We start from the raw sequence: 23,003 nt of genomic DNA, 5'->3' as shown, positions 1-23,003 counted from the left end.
CGAGGAAACTCGCGTGTTCGCCCGAGCGCCGCTAAATGATCACGATCAGTGACCTTCGCCCATCGGTAGGCAGGCGGCAGCAGCCATCGACAACTCGACCTCGTTACGGTACGCGCGGCTACGCCATCCGGTCAAACCGAGCCGATGGCGTGGTCCACTGTGCACAGGCTGTGGACAACGACTTGAACCGTACCCGTCGGCCTGACTACCGTTGCCCGACCCCTGATTTTTTGTCCCGACCGTCCCAAAGAACCACACATTCGTGGGACCCCCGTGAGAGAGCGTGCTCTGTGGCTGACGTACCTGCCGATCTTGCCGCAGTGTGGCCGCGCGTGCTCGAGAAGCTGCTCGGGGAAGGTCAGCAGGGCATCGAGCCCAAGGACAAGCAGTGGGTCGAACGCTGCCAGCCGCTGGCCCTCGTCGCCGACACTGCGCTGCTCGCCGTCCCCAATGAATGGGGCAAGCGGGTCCTGGAGGGCCGCCTGGCCCCCTTGATCAGCGACGCGCTGAGCCGCGAGTGCGGCCGTCCGATCCGGATCGCCATCACCGTCGACGACTCCGCGGGCGAGCCCGCGCCGCAGGCGCCCCCCGCCGCGCAGCGCGACTCCTACGAGTCCGGGCCCTACCCCGGCCAGCGCTCCGGCGGTCACACCGGTCACTCGGGCCACACCGGCCCCGCCGACGACCAGCTCCCCAACGCCCGCCCGGCCTACCCGGACTACCAGCAGCAGCGCCCCGAGCCCGGCGCCTGGCCCCGCGGCGGCCAGCAGGACGAGTACGGCTGGCAGCAGCCCCGCCTCGGCGGCTACCCGGAGCGCGACCCGTACGCCTCCCCGCAGCCCGGTTACCTCCAGCAGCCCGAACCCCAGGGCTACGAGCCCCCGTACGACCCGCAGCAGTACGAGCAGAACCGTCAGCAGGGCTACGAGCAGCAGTCCTACGACAAGTCCGGCTACGAGCAGCAGCAGTACGAGCAGCCCGCGCCGCGCCCCACCCCCGGACGCACGGGTCCTGGCGGCCCGGGCGGTCCCGGTGGCCCCGGCGGCCAGAGCGGCACGGGCCGGCAGTCGGGCTCGTCCGGCGGTTCCGGCGGTTCCTCCTCGGGCCCGCTGGAGCCCACGGCCCGGCTGAACCCCAAGTACCTCTTCGACACCTTCGTCATCGGCGCCTCCAACCGCTTCGCGCACGCCGCGGCGGTGGCCGTCGCCGAGGCCCCCGCGAAGGCCTACAACCCGCTCTTCATCTATGGGGAGTCGGGGCTCGGCAAGACGCACCTGCTGCACGCGATCGGGCACTACGCGCGGAGCCTCTACCCGGGCACCCGGGTGCGGTACGTGAGTTCCGAGGAATTCACCAACGAGTTCATCAACTCGATCCGCGACGGCAAGGGCGACGCGTTCCGCAAGCGCTACCGCGAGATGGACATCCTGCTCGTCGACGACATCCAGTTCCTCGCGAGCAAGGAGTCGACGCAGGAGGAGTTCTTCCACACCTTCAACACCCTCCACAACGCGAACAAGCAGATCGTGCTGTCCTCCGACCGGCCGCCCAAGCAGCTCGTCACCCTGGAGGACCGGCTCCGCAACCGCTTCGAGTGGGGCCTGATCACCGACGTCCAGCCGCCCGAGCTGGAGACCCGGATCGCGATCCTGCGCAAGAAGGCGGTCCAGGAGCAGCTCAACGCCCCGCCGGAGGTGCTGGAGTTCATCGCCTCCCGGATCTCGCGCAACATCCGCGAGCTGGAGGGGGCGCTGATCCGGGTGACGGCCTTCGCCAGCCTCAACCGGCAGCCGGTGGACCTCGGTCTGACCGAGGACGTCCTGAAGAACCTGATCCCGGGCGGCGAGGATTCGGCCCCCGAGATCACCGCCTCGGACATCATGGCGGCCACCGCCGACTACTTCGGGCTGACCGTGGACGACCTGTGCGGCTCCTCGCGCAGCCGGGTGCTCGTCACGGCCCGGCAGATCGCCATGTACCTCTGCCGGGAGCTGACGGACCTCTCCCTGCCCAAGATCGGGGCGCAGTTCGGCGGCCGCGACCACACCACCGTGATGCACGCGGACCGCAAGATCCGCGCTCTGATGGCCGAACGCAGGTCCATCTACAACCAGGTCACGGAGCTGACGAACCGCATCAAGAACGCCTGATTCCGGGCCTTGGGCCCGCCAGTGAGCACTGCCGAAGGGCGCTCCCGGACCACACCGGGGGCGCCCTTCGTCGTGCGCGCGCCCCCAAGTTGTTCGAATACGCCCCCGCGAGGCCAACTCATCCACAGATCGGGCGACTTTCTGTCGTCCACAGCCTGGGGACCGGTCCCGTCGCCCACAATCTGTCCACAGGGGAGTCTCCTGAGAGATCATCAGCCCAGGTCATGACCCTGTGGAATTGTGCGCAATCGTTGTCCACAGGCTGTGGACAACTTTTTGTCCACAGGTTCGTCCACGGCTCTGTCCACCGGCAACCCACAGGTTTGGATCAGCCGTGCACAGGATCGGCGGGCTTCTCCACACCGTTGTCCACTGTTCGGCAACTCGGAGGGGTCTCTCACCGCCCCGAGTGAAAGCGGTCACACCGATGTAGACGTTTGGGTTGTGGAGTACCGGGGGAAACCTGGGGACGCACCTGTGGAGTAACCGGGGTCACCTGGGGACGGCCTGTGCAGAAGTTTTTGTTCTCCACAGACACCATGGGTTTTCCACCGGCTCCGCCCACAGGCGCGGTGGACAAAAAAGGGTGGCTGACCTGCGAAAAGGCAGTTATCCACTGTATCCACAGGCCCTACTACTACCCCCATAGACAGTTAGGCCTGGTCTGGTTTTCAAGCAGGCCCTGTGCACAACTCGTCGAGAGCGGCCTCCCGACACCTCCCACCCGACTTGACCGCCAGCAGCGACGCCTGTCGGCGCCGTACGTCAGACTGGTCTCCGGCATCGGGGCAGAGAGCCTCCAGCCGACGACGAAGGCCAGCAATCAGCAGGAGGCGGTTTCCGGTGAAGATCCGGGTGGAGCGCGACGTACTCGCGGAGGCGGTGGCTTGGGCCGCCCGTAGCCTCCCGGCCCGGCCGCCGGTGCCCGTTCTCGCGGGCCTTCTCCTGAAGGCCGAGGAGGGCTCCCTGAGCCTCTCCGGCTTCGACTACGAGGTCTCGGCCCGCGTCTCGGTCGAGGCGGACGTCGAGGAGGACGGCACCGTCCTCGTCTCCGGCCGGCTGCTCGCCGACATCTGCCGCGCCCTCCCCAACCGGCCGGTGGAGATTTCCACAGACGGTGTACGGGCAACCGTGGTCTGCGGCTCCTCGCGATTCACACTCCACACCCTGCCTGTGGAGGAATACCCGGCGCTGCCGCAGATGCCGACCGCGACCGGCACCGTTCCCGGTGACGTCTTCGCCTCCGCCGCCGCCCAGGTGGCCATCGCCGCCGGCCGTGACGACACGCTGCCGGTGCTGACCGGTGTGCGGATCGAGATCGAGGGCGAGCGCGTCACCCTGGCCTCCACCGACCGCTACCGCTTCGCGGTCCGCGAGTTCACGTGGAAGCCGGAGGACCCGGAGGCCTCGGCCGTGGCCCTGGTGCCCGCCAAGACGCTCCTGGACACCGCCAAGTCCCTGACCAGCGGAGACACGGTCACCCTGGCGCTCTCCGGCTCCGGCAAGGGCGAGGGCCTGATCGGCTTCGAGGGCGCGGGCCGCCGCACCACCACCCGTCTGCTCGAAGGCGACCTGCCGAAGTACCGCACGCTGTTCCCGACCGAGTTCAATTCGGTCGCCGTGATCGAGACCGCCCCGTTCGTCGAGGCCGTCAAGCGCGTGGCCCTGGTCGCCGAGCGCAACACCCCGGTCCGCCTGAGCTTCGAGCAGGGCGTGCTGATCCTGGAAGCCGGTTCCAGCGACGATGCACAGGCTGTGGAGCGCGTCGACGCCAAGCTGGAGGGCGACGACATCTCGATCGCCTTCAACCCGACCTTCCTGCTGGACGGCCTGAGCGCGATCGACTCGCCCGCCGCCCAGCTCAGCTTCACCACCTCGACGAAGCCCGCGCTGCTCAGCGGCCGCCCGGCCGTCGACGCCGAGGCGGACGAGGCGTACAAGTACCTGATCATGCCGGTGCGCCTCTCCGGCTGATCTCCGGCTGAACCGGACACAGTCCGTCCGCAGCAGGCCGCTCAGGCCCGGACCCGCCGCCCGCGGTCCGGGCCTGCCGCCTTCCCGGGGGCGCCAGCTGGGCCGGGCCGCGCGGCCCGGCGTAGGCTCGGACGCGGGAAATCCCGGGAAAAATCGCCTCGACGCTTAAGGAACCACCTGATGGAGCTCGGTCTCGTCGGTCTCGGCAAGATGGGCGGCAACATGCGCGAGCGCATCCGCCGCGCAGGCCACACCGTCATCGGATTCGACCGCAACCCGGACCTCGCCGATGTCCACAGCCTGTCCGAACTTGTGGACAGCCTGCAGGCCCCCCGCGTGGTGTGGGTGATGGTCCCGGCCGGCGAGGCCACCCAGTCCACCGTCGACGAGCTGGGGGAACTGCTCTCCCCCGGTGACGTCGTGGTCGACGGCGGCAACTCCCGCTGGACGGACGACGAGAAGCACGGCGCCGAGCTGGCCGCCAAGGGCATCGGCTTCGTGGACTGCGGCGTCTCCGGCGGTGTCTGGGGCCTGGAGAACGGCTACGCGCTGATGTACGGCGGTGCGCCGGAGCACGTGGCCGCCGTCCAGCCGGTCTTCGACGCCCTCAAGCCGGAGGGCGATTTCGGCGCCGTACACGCCGGGAAGATCGGTGCGGGCCACTTCGCGAAGATGGTTCACAACGGCATCGAGTACGCCATGATGCAGGCCTATGCCGAGGGCTGGGAGCTGCTGGAGAAGGTCGACTCGGTCACCGACGTCCGCGAGGTCTTCCGCTCCTGGCAGGAGGGCACGGTCATCCGTTCCTGGCTGCTGGACCTGGCGGTGAACGCACTGGACGACGACGAGCACCTGGCGGGCCTCAAGGGCTACGCCCAGGACTCCGGCGAGGGCCGCTGGACGGTCGAGGCCGCGATCGACAACGCGGTGCCGCTGCCGGCGATCACCGCGTCGCTGTTCGCGCGCTTCGCCTCGCGCCAGGAGGACTCCCCGCAGATGAAGATGATCGCCGCGCTGCGCAACCAGTTCGGCGGCCACGCGGTGGAGAAGAAGTAACCCCGAACCACCGAACCGACAAAGCACCACAGCACCACAGCACCACAAGCAGTAGGGCCGGGGGAGGTCGGCGCCGTCATGCACGTATCGCATCTGTCGTTGGCCGACTTCCGCTCGTACGCCCGGGTCGAGGTTCCGCTCGACCCGGGCGTGACCGCTTTCGTGGGCCCCAACGGCCAGGGCAAGACGAATCTGGTCGAGGCCGTCGGCTACCTGGCGACCCTGGGCAGCCATCGGGTCTCCTCGGACGCCCCGCTCGTACGGATGGGCGCCGAGCGCGCCGTGATCCGCGCGGCCGTGACCCAGGGCGAGCGGCAGCAGCTGGTCGAGCTGGAGCTGAACCCGGGCCGCGCCAACCGGGCCCGGATCAACCGGTCCTCGCAGGTCAAACCCCGTGACGTGCTGGGGATCGTACGCACGGTGCTGTTCGCCCCGGAGGACCTGGCCCTGGTCAAGGGCGACCCGGGGGAGCGGCGCAAGTTCCTGGACGAGCTGGTCACCGCGCGCTCGCCGCGGATGGCGGCGGTCCGCTCCGATTACGAGCGCGTGCTCAAGCAGCGCAACACCCTGCTGAAGTCGGCCGCGATGGCCCGGCGCCACGGCGGCCGCTCCATGGACCTCTCCACCCTCGACGTGTGGGACCAGCACCTGGCCCGCACCGGCGCCGAGCTGCTGGCCCAGCGCCTCGACCTGATCGCGACCCTGCTGCCGCTGGCCGACAAGGCGTACGAGCAGCTCGCGCCCGGCGGCGGCCCGCTCGGGCTGGTCTACCGCCCGACCTCGCTGGCCGGGGCGGCGGGCGAGGCCGTGGACTCCGGCGCCGCGCGGACCCGGGAAGCGCTGTACGACGTACTCATGGGCGCCCTGGGCGAGGCCCGCAAGCAGGAGATCGAGCGCGGGGTGACCCTGGTGGGACCGCACCGCGACGACGCGCTGCTGAGCCTCGGCGAGCTGCCCGCGAAGGGGTACGCGAGCCACGGCGAGTCCTGGTCGTACGCGCTGGCGCTGCGCCTCGCCTCCTACGAGCTGCTGCGCTCCGAGGGCAGCGAGCCGGTGCTGGTCCTGGACGACGTGTTCGCCGAGCTGGACGCGCGGCGCCGGGAGCGGCTGGCGGAGCTGGTGGCGGGCGGCGAGCAGGTACTGGTGACGGCCGCCGTGGACGACGACGTTCCGGGGGTGCTGGCGGGGGCTCGGTTCGGGGTGTCCGGCGGTGAGGTGACGCGGTGGTGAGCGAAGAGCGGGGCGGCCCCGAGGCGGCCGGGACCCCCAGAGCGCCGGAGCCGTCCGGTGTCGACCTGGCCCGCCAGGCCCTGGCGGCGGCGCGCGAGCAGGCGCGGGCGCGCGGTCTGGCGGCGGGCGGCAAGAAGTCCCGGCACGGCCAGCCGGGCCTGCGCTCGGGCGCCCGGGCGGACGGCCGGGACCCGATGCCGCTGATGGCGGCGCTGGACCGGCTGCGCACGGAGCGCGGCTGGGAGATGCCGATGGCGGTCGCGGGCGTGATGGAGCGCTGGGCGCAGATCGTCGGCCCGGAGGTGGCGGCGCACTGTGAACCGGAGCGCTACGAGGACCGTGAATTGGTCGTGCGGTGCGATTCCTCGGCCTGGGCGGCCCAGCTGAAGCTGCTCGCCCCGCAGCTGGTGGCCCGGCTCAACGAGGACCTCGGCCAGGGCACGGTCCGGCTGCTCAAGGTGCAGGGACCGGGCGGGCGGGCCCGCGGGTACGGGCCGCTGCGCGCCCCGGGCAGCAAGGGCCCGGGGGACACGTACGGCTGAGCGCGGACGGTCGCGGGGCGTGCCGGCAAGCCGCCCCGCGCGGAGGTGCGAGTGGTCTCGCTCACGGTGGCGGGAGGTTGACAGCCCGAAGCGCTGGACGCCCGTGTGAGCCTCTTTGAGCCCCTGCCCGGATATGGGGAGTCGGAGAGTGCGGGTTGAGGGCGGCACATGCGGACTCAGGTACTGGCAAACCCCCATTCATGTCCGTGGTACCGGTAGACTGACGGAAATCCCGCCGCCTTGCGGGATCCAGTCGACAAAAGCTGACAACGCAGATTGACGCAGCCGCTCCTGCTCGCATGCCTGCTGGCCCGGAGTACGGCCTGTGCTGTGCCAGAAAGGGCGCTTCGTGGCCGATTCCGGCAACCCCAACGACAACCAGTCCACCGCCGGCCAGAACGGCGAGGTCACCGCCTCGTACGACGCCAGCGCGATCCAGGTCCTCGAGGGCCTGGACGCGGTCCGCAAGCGGCCGGGCATGTACATCGGCTCGACCGGTGAGCGTGGGCTCCACCACCTCGTGTACGAGGTGGTCGACAACTCGGTCGACGAGGCCCTGGCCGGGCACGCGGACACCATCGACGTGACGATCCTCGCCGACGGCGGGGTGCGCGTGGTCGACAACGGACGAGGCATCCCGGTCGGCATCGTGCCGTCCGAGGGGAAGCCGGCCGTCGAGGTCGTCCTGACGGTCCTGCACGCGGGCGGCAAGTTCGGCGGTGGCGGCTACGCCGTCTCCGGCGGTCTGCACGGCGTCGGTGTGTCCGTCGTGAACGCCCTGTCGACCAAGGTCGCGGTCGAGGTCAAGACGGATGGCCACCGCTGGACCCAGGACTACAAGCTGGGCGTACCGACGGCCCCGCTGGCCAAGAACGAGGAGACGGCCGAGACCGGCACCTCGGTCACCTTCTGGGCCGACGGCGACATCTTCGAGACGACCGAGTACTCCTTCGAGACGCTCTCGCGCCGCTTCCAGGAGATGGCCTTCCTCAACAAGGGCCTGACCCTGACGCTGACGGACGAGCGCGAGTCGGCCAAGGCCACGGTGGGCGCGGACTCGGCCGAAGAGTCCGACGACAACCAGGCGCGCACGGTGAAGTACTACTACGAGGGCGGCATCGTCGACTTCGTGAAGTACCTCAACTCCCGCAAGGGCGAGCTGATCCACCCGACCGTCATCGACGTCGAGGCCGAGGACAAGGAGCGCATGCTCTCGGTCGAGATCGCGATGCAGTGGAACTCGCAGTACACGGAGGGGGTCTACTCCTTCGCGAACACGATCCACACGCACGAGGGCGGTACGCACGAGGAGGGCTTCCGTGCGGCGATGACGGGTCTGGTCAACCGTTACGCGCGCGAGAAGAAGTTCCTGCGCGAGAAGGACGACAACCTCGCCGGTGAGGACATCCGCGAGGGTCTGACGGCGATCATCTCGGTGAAGCTGGGCGAGCCGCAGTTCGAGGGCCAGACGAAGACCAAGCTGGGCAACACGGAGGCCAAGACCTTCGTGCAGAAGGTCGTCCACGAGCACCTGAACGACTGGTTCGACCGGAACCCGAACGAGGCCGCGGACATCATCCGCAAGTCGATCCAGGCGGCCACGGCGCGCGTCGCGGCCCGCAAGGCCCGTGACCTGACCCGCCGCAAGGGGCTGCTGGAGTCGGCCTCGCTGCCGGGCAAGCTGTCGGACTGTCAGTCGAACGATCCGTCGAAGTGCGAGATCTTCATCGTCGAGGGCGACTCGGCCGGCGGCTCGGCCAAGTCGGGCCGCAACCCGATGTACCAGGCCATCCTGCCGATCCGCGGCAAGATCCTGAACGTCGAGAAGGCGCGGATCGACAAGATTCTCCAGAACACCGAGGTCCAGGCGCTGATCAGCGCCTTCGGCACCGGTGTGCACGAGGACTTCGACATCGAGAAGCTCCGCTATCACAAGATCATCCTGATGGCGGACGCCGACGTCGACGGCCAGCACATCAACACCCTGCTGCTGACCTTCCTCTTCCGCTTCATGCGGCCGCTGGTCGAGGCCGGGCACGTGTACCTCTCCCGCCCGCCGCTGTACAAGATCAAGTGGGGCCGCGACGACTTCGAGTACGCGTACTCGGACCGCGAGCGCGACGCGCTGGTCGAACTCGGCAAGAGCCAGGGCAAGCGGATCAAGGAAGACTCGATCCAGCGCTTCAAGGGTCTCGGTGAGATGAACGCCGAGGAGCTGCGCGTCACCACGATGGACGTGGACCACCGCGTCCTCGGCCAGGTCACGCTGGACGACGCGGCACAGGCCGACGACCTGTTCTCCGTGCTGATGGGCGAGGACGTCGAAGCCCGGCGCTCGTTCATCCAGCGCAACGCCAAGGACGTTCGGTTCCTCGACATCTGAGTCGGCTCAGCTGACCGCCTGAAAGGATCTTTGACCAGCAATGGCCGACGAAACCACCCCCACCGCGGAGAATCCCGCGGAGGAGCAGCCCGTCATGCGCATCGAGCCCGTCGGGCTCGAAACCGAGATGCAGCGCTCCTATCTCGACTACGCGATGTCCGTCATCGTCTCCCGCGCCCTGCCCGACGTCCGGGACGGCCTCAAGCCGGTCCACCGGCGCGTGCTGTACGCGATGTACGACGGCGGCTACCGGCCCGAGAAGGGCTTCTACAAGTGCGCCCGCGTCGTCGGTGACGTCATGGGTACGTACCACCCGCACGGCGACTCCTCGATCTACGACGCCCTGGTCCGCCTGGCCCAGCCGTGGTCGCTGCGCATGCCGCTGGTGGACAGCAACGGCAACTTCGGCTCCCCGGGCAACGACCCGGCCGCCGCGATGCGCTACACCGAGTGCAAGCTGATGCCGCTGGCCATGGAGATGCTCCGGGACATCGACGAGGAGACCGTCGACTTCACGGACAACTACGACGGCCGCAACCAGGAGCCGACGGTCCTGCCGGCGCGCTTCCCGAACCTGCTGATCAACGGCTCCGCGGGCATCGCGGTCGGCATGGCGACCAACATCCCGCCGCACAACCTCCGCGAGGTCGCGGCGGGCGCGCAGTGGGCGCTGGAGCACCCGGAGGCCTCGCACGAGGAACTCCAGGACGCGCTCATCGAGCGGATCAAGGGCCCGGACTTCCCCTCCGGCGCGCTGGTCGTGGGCCGCAAGGGCATCGAGGAGGCGTACCGCACCGGTCGCGGCTCCATCACGATGCGCGCCGTGGTCGAGGTCGAGGAGATCCAGAACCGCCAGTGCCTGGTGGTCACGGAACTCCCGTACCAGACCAACCCGGACAACCTCGCGCAGAAGATCGCCGACCTGGTCAAGGACGGCAAGGTCGGCGGCATCGCCGACGTCCGCGACGAGACCTCGTCCCGCACCGGCCAGCGCCTGGTGATCGTGCTCAAGCGCGACGCCGTCGCCAAGGTCGTGCTGAACAACCTCTACAAGCACACCGACCTCCAGACCAACTTCGGCGCGAACATGCTGGCGCTGGTCGACGGGGTGCCGCGCACGCTGTCGATCGACGCGTTCATCCGCCACTGGGTCACGCACCAGGTCGAGGTCATCGTCCGGCGCACGCGCTTCCGCCTGCGCAAGGCGGAGGAGCGCGCCCACATCCTGCGCGGTCTGCTCAAGGCGCTGGACGCGATCGACGAGGTCATCGCGCTGATCCGGCGCAGCAACACCGTCGAGATCGCGCGCGAGGGCCTGATGGGCCTGCTGTCGATCGACGAGATCCAGGCGAACGCGATCCTGGAGATGCAGCTCCGCCGCCTGGCGGCCCTGGAGCGGCAGAAGATCGTCGCCGAGCACGACGAACTCCAGGCCAAGATCAATGAGTACAACGCGATCCTGGCCTCGGAGGAGCGTCAGCGCTCCATCGTCAGCGAGGAACTGGCCGCGATCGTCGAGAAGTTCGGCGACGACCGGCGTTCCAAGCTGGTGCCCTTCGACGGCGACATGTCCATGGAGGACCTGATCGCCGAAGAGGACATCGTCGTCACGATCACGCACGGCGGCTACGTCAAGCGCACCAAGACCGAGGACTACCGCTCGCAGAAGCGCGGCGGCAAGGGCGTGCGCGGCACGAAGCTGAAGCAGGACGACCTGGTCGACCACTTCTTCGTCTCCACCACGCACCACTGGCTGCTGTTCTTCACGAACAAGGGCCGGGTCTACCGAGCCAAGGCGTACGAGCTTCCGGACGCCGGCCGGGACGCCCGCGGCCAGCACGTGGCGAACCTGCTGGCCTTCCAGCCGGACGAGCAGATCGCGCAGATCCTCGCGATCCGCGACTACGAGGCCGCCCCGTACCTGATCCTGGCCACCAAGGCCGGTCTGGTGAAGAAGACGGCGCTCAAGGACTACGACTCCCCCCGTTCGGGTGGTGTCATCGCCATCAACCTCCGGGAGACGGGCGACGGCAACGACGACGAGCTGATCGGCGCCGAGCTGGTCTCCGCCGAGGACGACCTGCTCCTGATCAGCAAGAAGGCGCAGTCGATCCGCTTCACCGCCACCGACGACGCGCTGCGCCCGATGGGCCGCGCGACCTCGGGTGTGAAGGGCATGAGTTTCCGTGAAGGTGACGAACTGCTCTCCATGAGCGTGGTCCGGCCCGGTACGTTCGTCTTCACCGCGACCGACGGCGGCTACGCCAAGCGGACGCCGGTGGACGAATACCGCGTCCAGGGACGTGGCGGTCTGGGCATCAAGGCTGCCAAGATCGTGGAAGACCGCGGTTCGCTCGTAGGAGCGCTCGTGGTCGACGCCACCGACGAGATCCTCGCCATCACCCTCAGCGGTGGTGTGATCCGTACGCGCGTCAACGAAGTCAGGGAGACCGGCCGTGACACGATGGGCGTCCAGCTGATCAACCTGGGCAAGCGCGATGCCGTGGTCGGTATCGCTCGTAACGCCGAGGCGGGCCAGGAGGCTGACGAGGTCGACGAGACCGAGGAAGCCGAGGGACAGGCCACCGAGGCCGCCGAGGGCACGCAGCCTTCGGCTGGGGAGCACGAGGAGTAAGCGTGAGTGGAGCCACGGGCGCCGGACCGGCAAAGACTGGAGCGAACGGTGCCCGTGGCCCCGCCGCGGACTCCCAGGGGGGAACCGTGACGGACACCCGAGACCCGAAGCCTCCGGCCGGCGCAGCGGACGGGCAGAACCGTCCCGCACAGCCGCAGCAGCCGTCGTCGCCGTCACAGCAGCCGTCACAGCAGCCGTCACAGCCGTCGCAGGCCCGTCCGGCGCCCTCGGGCCCGGGGGCGCCCCGCGGCGGCGGCGCGGCGGCGGCGCAGCGGGGGCCGCAGACGGGCGTGCGCACGGCGCCCAGGACGCGCAAGGCACGACTGCGGGTGGCCAAGGCCGACCCGTGGTCGGTGATGAAGGTCAGCTTCCTGCTGTCGATCGCGCTGGGCATCTGCACGATCGTGGCGTCGGTGGTGCTGTGGATGGTCATGGACGCCATGGGCGTCTTCTCGACCGTCGGCGGGACCATCAGCGAGGCCACCGGCTCCAACGAGAGCAACGGCTTCGACCTCCAGTCGTTCCTGTCGCTGCCGCGCGTCCTGATCTTCACCTCGGTGATCGCGGTCATCGACGTGGTGCTCGCGACGGCGCTGGCAACGCTGGGGGCCTTCATCTACAACCTCTCCGCGGGCTTCGTGGGCGGCATCGAGCTGACCCTCGCCGAGGACGAGTGAGCCAGAGTGAGCCACGAATGACCTGCGCGGACGCCGTCCGGCAGCGGATTTTGGACTGACCCGGTCTGTGCGCTAATCTTCATCAAGTCAGCGCACAGCGCGGAGGGGCTATAGCTCAGTTGGTTAGAGCGCATCCCTGATAAGGATGAGGCCACAGGTTCAAATCCTGTTAGCCCCACAGTACGGATTCGGTCCGGCGGAGATTCTCCGCCGGACCGTTCTCGTTCCCGGCCTTCTCTCCGGGAGCGCAAGGGCGTTGGGCCGTCAGGGGCCTTCCCAGGTAACCGATCGGTATCGGTCGGTGTGTATAGTCGGGCGCCAGTAGTCCCCAACGTCAACGAAGGACGAGGTCGCGCGGTGAAGAAGCTTCTCCTGGTCGCACTGGCCGCCATCGGCGGGCTCCTCGTGTACCGCCAGATCCAGGCGGACCGCGCCGAGCAGGACCTGTGGACGGAGGCAACTGACTCCGTGCCTTCTGGTTCCGGTGTGTGAGACCGAAGATTGATCTCATGAAGCCCCGACTGCCGCTGCGGTCGGGGCTTCGTGCTGTTCCGGGGCCGGTCTCGTACCGGTCCGGCCCCGTTTGTTGCGTTATGCAAAATTCTTGATTGCGCTGGCAAACTCGGGGTGGGTGGGCGTGATGGTGCGGGTGCTCTCGGCTGTGCTGCTGGCGGGAACCGCCCTGGTGGGGGCGCCGGGAGCCGCCCCGGCGGCGGCGGATCCGGGGGCGGTGGAGCCGTACCGGCCCGCCGCCGGGGCGAAGACGGTCACCGGCGCGGGGACCACCGCGGACGCTCCGGCGCTGGCCGCCGGGACGACGTACGAGGACACCGTGGCCCCCGGCGAGCGGTACTACCGGGTGGTGCTGGACGCGCGCTCCAGCGTCTACGTCTCGGCCGTCGTACGGCCCGGGGCCGGCGCGAAGGTCGGGTACGCCGACGGTGTGGACGTCACGCTCATGACCAATGCGGGCAAGGCCTGCCCCGGCAACCCCGGCCGCGCGTCCTTCGGTTACGACCCGGTGCCCCTCGCGGCCGTCGGCGTGCGGCAACTGGCCGAGGACGCCGACTGCCAGGCGGCCGGGGTGTACTTCGTCAGACTCACCCGGACCTCCGCGAAGGACGACGACCAGGCGCCCTGGCCGGTGGAACTCCGGGTCATGCGCGAACCCGGCCTCGCCGCCGGCGGGGCGCCGGCCGGTGCGACCGTCGCTACTGTCGCGCCTTCGGTCTGGCCCTCGGCTCCGCCCGCGGTCCCCGGCACCGAACCCGTGCACCGGGCGGGCGGCAGCGGCTTCAACGACGCGCGGGCGCTCGGCCCGGGCGTCTGGCGCGACGACCTGCGGCCGGGACAGACCCGGTGGTACCGGGTGCCCCTGGACTGGGGGCAGCAGCTCGCGGTCGGCGCGGAGCTGGCGGGCGCGCGGATGACGAAGCAGTACGGGACGGCGTACGCCGGGCTCGGCGTCTCGCTCTACAGCCCCTACCGGAGCCTGGTCGGCGCCAAGGACACCCCGTACGACGGCAAGCAGGCGGCGGCCGGGCTCGGGCTGACGCCGCCCGTGGCCTACGAGAACCGGCTGTCCGACGACCGGTGGGTGCGGCCGGTCCGGGTGGCGGGCTGGTACTACGTGGCCGTGACGATGGGCGCGAAGGTCGGTGAGTTCACCGAGGACGCCACCCCGGTGCCGCTGACGCTGCGGCTGACCGTGCAGGGCCGGGCCGCGGCCGCGCCGCCGTACGCGGAGGACCCGGCGAAGGGCGGCTTCGGCGTGAGCGCCGACGACCGGGCGGCGGTACGGGAGGGACTGACGGCGCCGGAAGCGGTGGCCGCGGCGGGGACCCGCTCGGTGATGCGGGCGGTGGCCACGGGCGGATTCGGGGCGGGGGCGCTGCTGTTGGCCGTGCTGGGCGGGTGGGTGCTGCTGGCCCGGCGCGGGGCGCGTACGTCCTAGATCCGGGCTAGATCCGGGTCAGGGCCCAGATGCCGACGGCGAAGCACACCAGGGCGGCCAGCAGCAGTCCGGCGGTGGCCTTCGGGCCGGGTGGGGCGAGGGGGCCGCGCGGGCGGTCGGGCCGGTGGCCGGGCCGGTGGCCAGGCCGGTGGTGGATTGTCGGAGGGGGCGTCGGCGGGGGCAGGTGGAAGCTGCCGGTCGGCGACGGCATGCGCGGGGGCGGGCCGTACGTCGCCACGGGGGGCGGGACCACCGCGGCGGTGGGTGCGTCGGGGGTGACCGCGGCCGTGTCCTGCGGTCCCCCGGGGCCGAAACCGGCGGGCAGGGGGCTGAGTTGGTCGAACACTTCGACCGGTTCCGCACCCGGGCCGGGCTCGGGCAGCAGCTCCACCGCCCCGGCAAGGGCCTTGCGGGCGCCTGTGGCCGTGCGGAAACGGTTTTCGGGGTCCGGCTGCAGGAGCGTGGCAATGACGTCCCACAGGGCCGCAGGGACCCCTTCCGGGGCGTCCGGGGTGCCATGGGCGAGGAAGTGTTCGACGAGGGCCTGCGCGTCGGGCTTGCGGCCCAGCAACAGGTAGAGGGCGACCAGGCCGACGGCGAACAGGTCGGCGGAGAAGTCGGGTTCGGCGCCGAGCAGCTGCTCGGGGGCGAAGTAGCCGGGAGTGCCCACCACGTGGTCCGTGGCCGTCAGGCGGGGCTCGCCCATGCGCATGGAGATGCCGAAGTCGGACAGCCGCAGGTGCGGCCGTCCGGTTCCGGTGGCCTCCATCAGGATGTTGGCCGGTTTGATGTCGCGATGGACGACACCCTCGGCGTGCACCGCGGCCAGACCCGACAGGAGCTGGTCGAGCAGGGTGCACACGAAGCGGGGCGGCAGGGGCCCGTAATCGCCTATGACATGACCGAGGGAACCGCCGCTGACGAGGTCCATGGTGAACAGGACCTTGTCGTCGTCGGCCGCCCAACTGGCCGGGGCCAGCACGTGCGGATGATCGATACGGAGGGCCTGCTCGCGCACGAAGCGGAGCAGGGTGTGGGCATCGCTCTGCTGGAGGACCTTGGCGGCGACGTAGCGGCGGCGCCTGTGATCCCAGGCCCGCCACACGGCGCCGACTCCTCCACGACCGATCGGGTCGACCAACTCGTACCGACCGGCGAAGATCTCACCCATCGCTGCGCCCGTCCCCCGTCCCCGTCACCTCGTCAGAACACCGTGTCCACGCCTCAGTTCTGGTGCGCCTCGTAGTGGGCGACGGCGTCGGCCGTGCGCCCGGCGCCGTACACCCTGAGGAACTCTGCCAGTTCCGGATGGCTGGGGGCGAGGGAGTCCGCCGCGTCGATGATGTCGCCGGCCGCGGAGACCGAGCGCAGCAGGGACTGGATCTCTCGGACGACCCGCTTGACGGTCGGTGCTCCCGAACTGGTCGTGGTCTGGCCGCTGTTGCTGAGGACCGAGCCTCCCTGGGTCTTCTTGATCTCGTCCATCCGGTCGGTGGCTTCCGCCGCGCTGACGCTGCCGTCGGCCACCTGGCCGGCGAGATCCTGGAGGGCCTGGACGCGCTGTACCACGGCCGGGTTCCCGATCTTGGCGCGCTGACCGCTCATCAGCTGGGACAGCATGGGCGCCGACAGTCCGAGGACGGCAGCGAGGCGGGCCTGGTTCAAGCCGAGGTCATCTATGAGCCGACGGAAGAGCGCGCCGAGCGGCTCCCCGTACCAACTGCGCTGGAGTTCCCTGGCTCTGGCGGTTGCCTCTTGCTGTACTGCGTCCACTCTTACTACTCCCCTTCGCTGGTGCGAACCTCGCGAGCATCTTACGGAGAGTGGTCGCAGGGCGGGAGTCCCTATCATTTTGTGGGATACGGGGGTACACCCGGTACTCTGGTCTGCGGAACGGCTGCTCCTTTCGAGGGGACAGCCACGTCCGTTTTCGGGGCCTTAGCTCAGTTGGTAGAGCGCTGCCTTTGCAAGGCAGATGTCAGGAGTTCGAATCTCCTAGGCTCCACGTTGATAGAGGTCCTCTGACCTGCGGAAACGCGGTCAGGGGGCCTCTTTGTGTTCACCTGGGTACCTCTTTCGTGGCTCCGGGGCGGCCTTCCGTCGCCGGGGCCACTGTCCTCCGTCGTGGGGAGCCGGGCCGGAGGTGCGGGCGGGGTCCTGAGATGCGGGGACAGAGGTCCCGAGTGTCCCGGCCGGGACACCACGGTGGCTGGGCCGTGAAGTGGCCTCTCACCTGTGGTTTTCCTCTGAACGATGATCGACGGAGCGGTTTTTTGGCCTGCTCCGGAGGTGGGGTCGAGCCCCCAGGATGACTCTCCTGACCGTTCCTCAGGAGGTTCAATCATGCGCAAAGCACTGACTTTCTCGGCGATCGCGCTCGCGTCGTCGATGGCGCTCGCCGCCCCCGTCGCGGCCTTCGCCGCCGACTCGCACGGCCTCGTGTCCGCCGCGACGGTCAAGTATCAGGCGGCCGAGATCTCGTTCTCCAGCCAGACCGTCGCGCCGGGCGATCACGTGACGGTCACCGTGAAGGTCCGCAAGGGATCTTCCAAGCCGACGGTCACATCGGCTGCCTTCAAGGAGGCCGCGGTGCCCATGACCGATGACGGGACGGGCGTCTGGACGGGCACCGCGACCATCAAGGGGGACATGAAGGACGGGACCTACCCGGTTTACTTCGCGGGCTCCGGAGGCAGCGGTCAGGCCGATCTGAAGGTGGCCGACAAACGGTCGAGCATCTCCCTGTCGGCCACCACGGCCAAGCCCGGTGACCAGGTCACCGCCATGCTGAAGATGCCCAAGGGCGCCTCCAAGGTCCTCGTGAGCTCGCAGGCGCTGGGCAACGTGACGGCGCACCAGGCGATGGACGGTGCCTGGACCGCCACGGCCAAGGTCGGCGCCGTCAAGGACGGCGTCTACGACGTGAAGTACACCGGGATCGCCGCCGATGGCTCCCGCCTGTCGGGCTCCACCAAGCTGACCGTCAAGGCCGATGCGCCGGTGCCGCCGGTCGTTTCCAGCGTCACCCTGTCCAAGAACAGCGGGGTCGCCGGTGACAAGATCGAGATCGCCATCCAGACCAACGCCAAGGATGCCAAGGCCTACGTCGACTCCGCCGCCTTCGGTGGCAAGGTCGAGCTGAAGGACGCCGGCAACGGTGTGTGGACCGGCACGGCCACCGTCGCCAAGGGCCTCAAGGCCGGCGCGTACGGCGTCGACGCTTTCGCGGGCGGCAAGAAGTTCGACACCGTCACGTTCAGCGCCAAGGACGGCGGCAGCGGTGGCGGTGGCGGTGGTGGCGACGTCACCCCGGACCACCACGTCAAGCCGCACGGTGGCGTCAACACCGGTCAGGCTCCGGTCGGCTTCGTGACGAGCAATGACTGAGCCCACGGCTGTCAGCCAGGGTGGCCGCGCGATCCGCGTGGCCGCCCTGGCGGGGGCCGCGGCCCTCGCGGTCTCCCTCGTCTCCGGCTGTTCCGCCGCCTCGGACAGCGGCAAGAAGTCCGCCCCGACCCCCAAGGCGGCCCCGGCAACGGCGGCCCCGGCGCCGGAGCGGATCGAGATACCGGACATCAAGGTCGACGCGCAGTTGGAGACGGTCGGCCTCGATGCCAAAGGCGTGATGCAGGAGCCCGACTTCGCCAAGCCGATGGAAGCCGCCTGGTACAAGCAGGGGCCCGCGCCCGGCGAGCAGGGACCGGCCGCGATCGTCGGTCACATGGACACGCCGACGACTCCCGAGGCGGTCTTCTTCAATCTCAAGAAGCTGACGAAGGACGAGAAGATCAAGGTGCACCGCGCGGACGGCACCACGGTCGTCTTCGCGGTGGACCGGATCGAGACGTACAAGAAGGACGCGTTCCCCACCGACAAGGTGTACGGGGACACGGCCGACCCCGAGCTGCGCCTGATCACCTGCGGCGGCAACCTGATGAAGGACCGGCACTGGGACTCCAACGTCGTGGTCTTCGCCCACCAGACGGAGGGCGCGTAGCGGTCACGGGGCGGCGGGGGACAGGAGGGGGAGGGCGGGTAGTCGTTGTTTCACGTGAAACACACCGGCCGTGGTGGCACCGGCCGGTGTGTTTCACGTGAAACATCGGGCTCAGGCCCGGCGCTCCGGGCGGAGCAGGATCGCGGCCAGGGCGACGGCCGCCAGGAGCAGTCCGGAGCCGATCCCGAAGGCCACGTGGTAGCCGCCGGTCAGGGCTTCGGCCGTGGTGTGCCCGGTGCGGGTGAGGGACTCGGTGTGCGAGGCCGCCAGGGTGGAGAGGACCGCGACGCCCACCGCCATGCCGATCTGCTGGGTGGTGTTGAACAGCCCCGAGGCCAGGCCCGCGTCCTCGGCGCCGGCACCCGACATGGCCAGTCCGGTCAGGGCCGGCAGGGCCAGGCCGAAGCCCGCCGCGAGGAGCATCACGGGCAGCAGGTCGGTCACGTAGTCGGCGTGCACGGGCAGTCGGGTCAGCAGGAGCTGGCCGCCCAGCAGCAGGACGAGACCGGTGAGCAGGACCGCGCGGCCGCCGAACCGGGAGATCAGGCGGGTCGAGATGCCGAGGGAGGTCACACCGATCACCACGGCGGCCGGAAGCATGGCGAGCCCGGTGGCGGCGGCGCTGTAGCCGAGGACCTTCTGGAGGTAGAGGGCGACCAGGATCTGGAAGGAGAAGAGCGCGGCGATCATCAGCATCTGGACCAGGTTGGCGCCGACCACGGTGCGGGACCGGAAGATCCGGAGCGGCATCAGCGGGGTACGGGCCTTGGCCTGCCGGACGGTGAAGGCGGCGAGCAGGGCCAGGGAGAGCGCGCCGAGCCCGAGGGTGTGCGCGGAGGTCCATCCGTACTGCTCGACCTTGACCACGGTGTAGATGCCGAGCATCAGTCCCGCGGTCACCAGGACCGCGCCCAGCACATCGGCGCCCGCACCCAGCCCGAGTCCACGGCCCGCCGGGAGCGCAGGCAGTGCCAGCAGCAGTGCGGCCAGGCCGATCGGCAGGTTGATGAAGAAGATCCAGTGCCAGTCGAGGGCATCGGTGAGGACGCCGCCGAGCACCTGGCCGAGGGAGGCTCCGGCCGCTCCGGTGAAGGAGAAGACCGCGATGGCCTTGGCCCGCTCGCGGGGTTCGGTGAAGAGGTTGATCAGGATGCCGAGGCTGACGGCGGAGGCCATCGCGCTGCCCAGTCCCTGGAGGAAGCGGGCGGCGATCAGCAGTTCGGGGGAGCCGGCGAAGCCCGCGAGCAGGGATGCGCCGGTGAAGACGGCCGTCCCGGCCAGGAACATCCGCTTGTGACCGATGAGGTCCCCGAGGCGCCCGGCGAGCAGCAGCAGGCTGCCGAAGGCGATCAGGTAGGCGTTCACCACCCAGCTGAGTCCGGCGGGGGAGAAGCCGAGGTCGTTCTGGATGGCGGGCATGGCCACCGTGACGATGCTGCCGTCCAGGACCGTCATCAGCATCCCGGTGGAGAGGACGGCGAGGGCGGTCCAGCGGGAGCGCAGTCCGTGTCCGGGACGCGCGGCCCCCGCGGTGGTCACCGTGACCGGGGCTTCGGCCGGCGCTTCGGGGCGTGCCGAGGGCGGCGTGGAAGAGGGGGCGGAAGTCGGTGCGGAAGACGGTGCGGGTGCGGCAGGCATCGGGCTCTCCGTTCAGTGACCTTCGGCTGCGGTGCAGCGGGGGCGATAAGAAGGACACTAGCAGATGGTTCCGTTGCAGACTATTTATTTCGGATCCAGTTGTTAGGCTGGATCCATGACTGCCATGGCACCCACTCGGACCGAGCCCGACCTCTCCTTCCTGCTGGACCACACCAGCCATGTCCTGCGCACCCGGATGGCGGCCGCCCTCGACGAGGTCGGCCTGACCGCCCGCATGCACTGCGTCCTGGTCCACGCCCTGGAGGAGGAGCGCACCCAGATCCAGCTCGCGGAGATCGGCGACATGGACAAGACGACGATGGTGGTGACCGTCGACGCCCTGGAGAAGGCCGGTCTGGCCGAGCGCAGGCCCTCCTCCCGGGACCGCCGGGCGCGGATCATCGCGGTCACCCCGGCGGGCGCGGAGCTGGCCGAGCGGAGCACCCGGATCGTGGACCGGGTGCACGCCGAGGCCGTCGGTTCGCTCACCGACGCCGACCGGACGGCGCTGCTGCGCGTACTGAACCTGCTGGTGGAAGGGGATCTGGCGGTCCCCAGCGAGAGCCCGCGCCCGGCCCGCCGGGCCCGCCAGTAGTGCACCGGCGCGTCCCTCGGATGGCGTAGTCACACGGCCGGGCGACGTGCCGTGGCCGAGAGTGGGGGCAGGCACCGAGCCAGGGGGCACACCACGCCGGAGGCGTCACACCATGGGAATCTTCGACTTCCTCAAGTCCGACAAGAAGAAGGCGCACGACGCCGCGGAGAAGGCCAAGGAACAGGTCGAACAGCAGGCCGCGGCCCGCTCGGCACCCGCGGCGAGCGCACCCGCCGACACCGCCATCAAGTACACCGACGCGTCGGCCACGGCGACCAAGGAGGCCGCCGACCGGATGGCGGCCCAGGCCCGGGCAGCCGCGCAGGCGGTCACTCCGCCCAAGCCCGCCCCGGTCGCGCCGAAGCCCGCCGCGGCAGCGCCCGCGCCGCCCCGCCCCGCCCCGATGGCCCCGAAGCCCGCACCCGCCGCCAAGAAGCGCACCTACACGGTCAGGTCCGGTGACTCCCTCTCGGCGATCGCCCGCCGCGAGCTGGGCAACGAGGCCCGCTGGCGCGAGCTGTACGCCATGAACAAGGGCGTCGTCGGTTCCAACCCCGACCTGATCCGCCCGGGCATGGTGCTCACCCTCCCCAACTGAAGCCCGCGGAGCCGACTGACCCGCGGACCCGCGCGTACGGCGATGGGGCCCGGATCCACCCACGGATCCGGGCCCCATCGCCGTACGCACCCAGCGGCAGCGCGGCGGCTAAGACTGCTGCTCGTCGGCCGCCGACCGCTCCTTCGCCGCCGACTCGTCATCGAAATCCGCCGACTCGCCGTCGCGGGCCGACAGTTCGGTCGCCGCGGGCGGTTCCACCAGCCAGTCCGGGTTCGACTGCTGGTCCCACCACTTCCATGCGGCGAAGGCGCCACCGGCCAGCAGGCCGATCAGGGCGGCTCCCTTGAACAGCCGGCCGCAGCGCGCCCGGCGCTCGTTGCGCTTGACCAGCTGCTGCACGTCCTGGGCCGAGACCTGCCCGCGCAGCGCGGCCAGTGCGGCGGCCGACCGCGAGGCGGCCTCCTCCGCCACCGGCTGGGCCGCCGCGAGCGCGCTCTCGAACCGCGGCGCCGTGTAGTCGGCGGCCTGCCGCGCGGCCTGGCGGGTCCGGCACACGGCGCGCGTCGCCGCCCGGTCCACATTCGGGGGGACGTGGGCGCGCGCCGACAGCACGCGCGGATGCAGATGGCTGTCGTAGGCAGTGCGGGCCTGCCGGGCGGCCTCACCGGCCGCGTACGAAACCTTCGGTGTCAGCCGTACGTTCGCTTCGTGCGCGTAGTGCGCGGCGGCGTCCTTGGCGGTTCCCGCGTACGGCGCCACCACTTCCGCGGCGTGCCGCATGCTTTCCCTCGCGCTCTCGGCCGCGGCGTGCACGCTGTCCTTGCGGGTCACGGGATCATCCTCCTTGGTGGCGGACACAGTTCGGCGGACACAGTTCACCTTTCCACCCTTTGTCGGATCATGCCCCCGATACCGCACCGTGGCATGGCCGACAGGGCATCCGAGTGGCCTATTTCCTCTTCCCGGAGCACTCCGTGGGAAGATTCGGCCGACCAGTGATGACGATGGAAGGCAGATTCGTGGCCGCGAAGCTTTTCGCCACCCTCAAGACGAACCACGGCGACATCGAGATCGAGCTGCTGGCGAACCATGCCCCGAAGACCGTCCGGAACTTCGTGGAACTGGCCAAGGGCGAGCGCGAGTGGACCCGCCCCTCCGACGGCCAGAAGACCACCGAACCGTTCTACGACGGCACCGTCTTCCACCGCGTGATCAGCGGTTTCATGATCCAGGGCGGCGACCCGCTCGGAAACGGCACCGGTGGCCCCGGGTACCAGTTCGCCGACGAGTTCCACCCCGACCTGGCCTTCACCAAGCCGTTCCTGCTGGCCATGGCGAACTCCGGGCCGGGTACGAACGGCTCGCAGTTCTTCATCACCGTCGCCCCCACCGCGTGGCTGACCCGCAAGCACACGATCTTCGGTGAGATCACCGACAAGGCCAGCCAGGCGGTCGTCAGCGCCATCGCCGCCGGGGCGACCAACCCGCGCACCGACCGTCCCGTGGAGGACGTGGTGATCAAGGCCGTGGTGATCGAGGAGCGCTGACCGCGCTCCCCGGACACCTCCGGAGCTGTTTCACGTGAAACAGCGGCCGGCACCCCGGCCGCTGTC

19 protein-coding genes and 2 tRNA genes are annotated in these 23,003 nt (G+C 69.8%); 17 read left to right on the top strand and 4 right to left on the bottom strand.

Annotation, left to right across the window (positions count from 1 at the left end; genetic code table 11):
- Window positions 1-35 precede the first annotated feature (35 nt).
- From dnaA to OHS33_RS18175, 11 genes are all read left to right on the top strand, one after another.
- Window positions 36-2,150, top strand: coding sequence for a chromosomal replication initiator protein DnaA (dnaA, locus tag OHS33_RS18225; RefSeq protein ID WP_443065315.1), 2,115 nt, complete (start codon window positions 36-38; stop codon window positions 2,148-2,150).
- 843 nt (window positions 2,151-2,993) lie between these two features.
- Entirely contained in the window at window positions 2,994-4,124 is a 1,131-nt protein-coding gene (gene dnaN / locus OHS33_RS18220) for a DNA polymerase III subunit beta (protein ID WP_330331483.1), read from the top strand.
- A gap of 180 nt (window positions 4,125-4,304) precedes the next feature.
- The gene (gene gnd, locus OHS33_RS18215) at window positions 4,305-5,180 is read left to right on the top strand and encodes a phosphogluconate dehydrogenase (NAD(+)-dependent, decarboxylating) (RefSeq protein ID WP_330331482.1); all 876 of its coding nucleotides are present in this window, start codon (window positions 4,305-4,307) and stop codon (window positions 5,178-5,180) included.
- A 78-nt stretch (window positions 5,181-5,258) separates the two neighbouring features.
- Window positions 5,259-6,410 (top strand): DNA replication/repair protein RecF, encoded by a 1,152-nt coding sequence (gene recF, locus OHS33_RS18210; protein ID WP_330331481.1) that lies wholly within the window; start codon window positions 5,259-5,261, stop codon window positions 6,408-6,410.
- Window positions 6,407-6,952: a DUF721 domain-containing protein gene (locus OHS33_RS18205; RefSeq protein ID WP_330331480.1), complete on the top strand. Its 546-nt coding sequence runs from the start codon at window positions 6,407-6,409 to the stop codon at window positions 6,950-6,952. The genes recF and OHS33_RS18205 overlap by 4 nt, the downstream gene beginning before the upstream one ends.
- Window positions 6,953-7,277: 325 nt before the next feature.
- Window positions 7,278-9,335 carry a DNA topoisomerase (ATP-hydrolyzing) subunit B gene (gyrB, locus tag OHS33_RS18200; RefSeq protein ID WP_330331479.1) on the top strand — a complete coding sequence of 686 codons (2,058 nt, stop codon included), beginning with the start codon at window positions 7,278-7,280 and terminating at the stop codon, window positions 9,333-9,335.
- A 40-nt stretch (window positions 9,336-9,375) separates the two neighbouring features.
- On the top strand, window positions 9,376-11,970 hold the full coding sequence (gene gyrA, locus OHS33_RS18195) for a DNA gyrase subunit A (RefSeq protein WP_330331478.1): 2,595 nt from the start codon (window positions 9,376-9,378) through the stop codon (window positions 11,968-11,970).
- A 2-nt stretch (window positions 11,971-11,972) separates the two neighbouring features.
- Window positions 11,973-12,647, top strand: a complete 675-nt coding sequence (locus OHS33_RS18190; protein WP_330331477.1) for a DUF3566 domain-containing protein — start codon at window positions 11,973-11,975, stop codon at window positions 12,645-12,647.
- Window positions 12,648-12,751: 104 nt separating this feature from the next.
- A tRNA-Ile gene (locus OHS33_RS18185) sits at window positions 12,752-12,825 on the top strand.
- Between the two features lie 179 nt (window positions 12,826-13,004).
- Window positions 13,005-13,139 (top strand): DLW-39 family protein, encoded by a 135-nt coding sequence (locus OHS33_RS18180; RefSeq protein ID WP_208809277.1) that lies wholly within the window; start codon window positions 13,005-13,007, stop codon window positions 13,137-13,139.
- Between the two features lie 112 nt (window positions 13,140-13,251).
- Complete coding sequence (locus OHS33_RS18175) at window positions 13,252-14,601, top strand: hypothetical protein (protein ID WP_330331476.1); 1,350 nt, start codon at window positions 13,252-13,254, stop codon at window positions 14,599-14,601.
- Window positions 14,602-14,608: 7 nt separating this feature from the next.
- Here OHS33_RS18175 and OHS33_RS18170 read toward each other — a convergent pair whose 3' ends face one another.
- The gene (locus OHS33_RS18170) at window positions 14,609-15,772 is read right to left on the bottom strand and encodes a serine/threonine-protein kinase (protein ID WP_330331475.1); all 1,164 of its coding nucleotides are present in this window, start codon (window positions 15,770-15,772) and stop codon (window positions 14,609-14,611) included.
- 53 nt (window positions 15,773-15,825) lie between these two features.
- On the bottom strand, window positions 15,826-16,374 hold the full coding sequence (locus OHS33_RS18165; RefSeq protein WP_134072835.1) for a helix-turn-helix domain-containing protein: 549 nt from the start codon (window positions 16,372-16,374) through the stop codon (window positions 15,826-15,828).
- Between the two features lie 159 nt (window positions 16,375-16,533).
- On the opposite strand from OHS33_RS18165, the gene OHS33_RS18160 reads away from it, so the two are divergent.
- The 3 genes from OHS33_RS18160 (at window position 16,534) to OHS33_RS18150 (ending at window position 18,598) form a co-directional block, all read left to right on the top strand.
- Window positions 16,534-16,606: transfer RNA gene (locus OHS33_RS18160), tRNA-Ala, on the top strand.
- 338 nt (window positions 16,607-16,944) lie between these two features.
- Window positions 16,945-17,988, top strand: a complete 1,044-nt coding sequence (locus tag OHS33_RS18155) for a hypothetical protein (RefSeq protein ID WP_330331474.1) — start codon at window positions 16,945-16,947, stop codon at window positions 17,986-17,988.
- Entirely contained in the window at window positions 17,981-18,598 is a 618-nt protein-coding gene (locus OHS33_RS18150) for a class F sortase (RefSeq protein WP_330331473.1), read from the top strand. Before OHS33_RS18155 ends, OHS33_RS18150 begins: the two co-directional genes overlap by 8 nt.
- Before the next feature lie 111 nt (window positions 18,599-18,709).
- On the opposite strand, the gene OHS33_RS18145 is transcribed toward OHS33_RS18150, so the two are convergent.
- On the bottom strand, window positions 18,710-20,236 hold the full coding sequence (locus OHS33_RS18145) for an MFS transporter (RefSeq protein ID WP_330331472.1): 1,527 nt from the start codon (window positions 20,234-20,236) through the stop codon (window positions 18,710-18,712).
- A gap of 115 nt (window positions 20,237-20,351) precedes the next feature.
- Here OHS33_RS18145 and OHS33_RS18140 point away from each other — a divergent pair, with 115 nt between their 5' ends.
- Complete coding sequence (locus OHS33_RS18140; protein WP_330331471.1) at window positions 20,352-20,831, top strand: MarR family winged helix-turn-helix transcriptional regulator; 480 nt, start codon at window positions 20,352-20,354, stop codon at window positions 20,829-20,831.
- Window positions 20,832-20,943: 112 nt separating this feature from the next.
- Entirely contained in the window at window positions 20,944-21,429 is a 486-nt protein-coding gene (locus OHS33_RS18135; RefSeq protein ID WP_330331470.1) for a LysM peptidoglycan-binding domain-containing protein, read from the top strand.
- Window positions 21,430-21,537: 108 nt separating this feature from the next.
- Here the strand turns inward: OHS33_RS18135 and OHS33_RS18130 are convergent, their stop codons facing one another.
- Window positions 21,538-22,221, bottom strand: a complete 684-nt coding sequence (locus tag OHS33_RS18130; protein WP_330331469.1) for a DUF5324 family protein — start codon at window positions 22,219-22,221, stop codon at window positions 21,538-21,540.
- A gap of 188 nt (window positions 22,222-22,409) precedes the next feature.
- Between OHS33_RS18130 and OHS33_RS18125 the strand changes: the two genes are divergently transcribed.
- Window positions 22,410-22,937, top strand: coding sequence for a peptidylprolyl isomerase (locus OHS33_RS18125; RefSeq protein WP_330331468.1), 528 nt, complete (start codon window positions 22,410-22,412; stop codon window positions 22,935-22,937).
- The last annotated feature ends 66 nt before the right edge of the window (window positions 22,938-23,003 follow it).

It is taken from the genome of Streptomyces sp. NBC_00536 (genome assembly GCF_036346295.1).
Taxonomy (GTDB): domain Bacteria; phylum Actinomycetota; class Actinomycetes; order Streptomycetales; family Streptomycetaceae; genus Streptomyces.
Note: the sequence above shows the minus strand (reverse complement) of the source record. Positions and strands in the feature narration are given on the sequence as shown.